This window comes from Dietzia sp. NCCP-2495, assembly GCF_026011735.1.
GTDB lineage: Bacteria > Actinomycetota > Actinomycetes > Mycobacteriales > Mycobacteriaceae > Dietzia.
Genome location: NZ_BRVN01000057.1, coordinates 1 through 1,448 on the forward strand (window position 1 = coordinate 1; position 1,448 = coordinate 1,448).

At 65.7% G+C, this 1,448-nt stretch carries 1 protein-coding gene; it reads right to left on the reverse strand.

Annotated elements, in window-relative coordinates; translation table 11 throughout:
• Window positions 1–2: 2 nt before the first annotated feature.
• Window positions 3–1,379 (reverse strand): IS30 family transposase, encoded by a 1,377-nt coding sequence (locus OPF83_RS17340; protein WP_264888898.1) that lies wholly within the window; start codon window positions 1,377–1,379, stop codon window positions 3–5.
• Between the last annotated feature and the right edge of the window lie 69 nt (window positions 1,380–1,448).

Below are 1,448 nucleotides of genomic sequence, written 5' to 3' on the forward strand. Positions count from 1 at the left end.
ATTCAATCGGTCGTCGCAACACTTGACGTTTGTAGTGACTGTAGATGTTCGTCAAGGGCTTCGGCGGGAGTTCGCCACCCAAGCGTCTTTCGTGGCCGTGTGTTGAGGGTGTGTGCGATGGCTGCAAGGTCTTCTGCGGTCCAGCGGGAGAGGTCGGTGCCCTTCGGGAAGTACTGGCGCAGCAATCCGTTCGTGTTCTCGTTAGAGCCCCGCTGCCAGGGGCTGCGGGGGTCGGCGAAGAACACCGGCAGACCGGTCTCAACGGTGAACTGGGCATGCGCCGACAGCTCTTTGCCGCGGTCCCACGTCAACGAGCGCAGGAGGTGCTCGGGTAGGTCGGTGATCGTCCTGGCCAGCGCCCGCGACATGCTCTCGGCGCCGTATCCGGACAGCGCGGGCCCGTTCTTCACTCGTGGCGTTTGCCCGTAGCCCTCCTCGCGGGGCAGATGCACGAGCATGGTGAATCTCGTGGTGCGCTCAACAAGGGTGCCGATTGCGGAGCGGTTGAGGCCAATGATCAGATCGCCTTCCCAGTGCCCGGGCACGGCCCGGTCCTCGGCTTCGGCGGGGCGCTCACTGATCAGGACTTTGTCGTTCACGTGCGCCCACGTGGCCGAACGGGTGCGCTCGCGCGGCACCCGCAGAGCGCGGCCCGTGCGCAGGCAGGTCACGAGTTCCCGCTTGAGAGCACCGCGCCCTTGGATGTAAAGCGCCTGGTAGATGGCTTCGTGGGAGATGCGCATGGACTCATCTTCCGGGAAGTCGACCTTCAGGCGGTTGCTGATCTGCTCGGGGCTCCAGCCCTTGACCCACCGGCGATCGCCTCGATGCGGCTTGTTGCGGCCCGCCCATTTTGCTTCCTCCGGCCCGTCGACCGGGGCTCCGTCACTGTCGGTGATCCTGCCGGCCAGTCGGTCCTGGACGTACTCGCGCAGGGGCTCGTTGCCGACCAGCTTCGCCTCTTTGGGGCGGGCGGCGAAGATCTCCGACTTCCACTGCGCAACCGATGCCCGGTACTCGAGCTTGCCGCCGCGAGTGGCAGCGTTGCGGCGCAGTTCGCGCGAGATCGTCGACGGCGCGCGATCCAGTGTGCGGGCGATTTCGCGTACCCCCTTACCCTCGGCGACCATCACCGCAATCTCTTCGCGCTCAAAGAAGGACAAGTACCGGGAGGACACATCCGTGGCCAGGTGTAGCGGCATGCCACCACGATGGCGGAACCACCGCGTGCCGACGGCACTCGACACGCCGACCGCCGCGGCGGCCTGCTCGCTGGTGACCCCCGTGGCGATCTGCTTCCAGAACAACCGCTCCACCTCACGACGGTGCGAGGGCCGGCCCGGCGACTTCAACGCCGACCTTCCCGTGAGCTCCTTCATCCATCCTGCAGGCCTACCCACAATCCACCTCCATTACCTGGGGTGTTGCGACGACCAGTTGAATCTGCC

Coding starts and splice junctions, on each gene's coding strand:
- OPF83_RS17340 (WP_264888898.1), bottom strand. CDS start 1,379: ATGAAGGAGCTCACGGGAAGGTCGGCGTTGAAGTCGCCGGGCCGGCCC.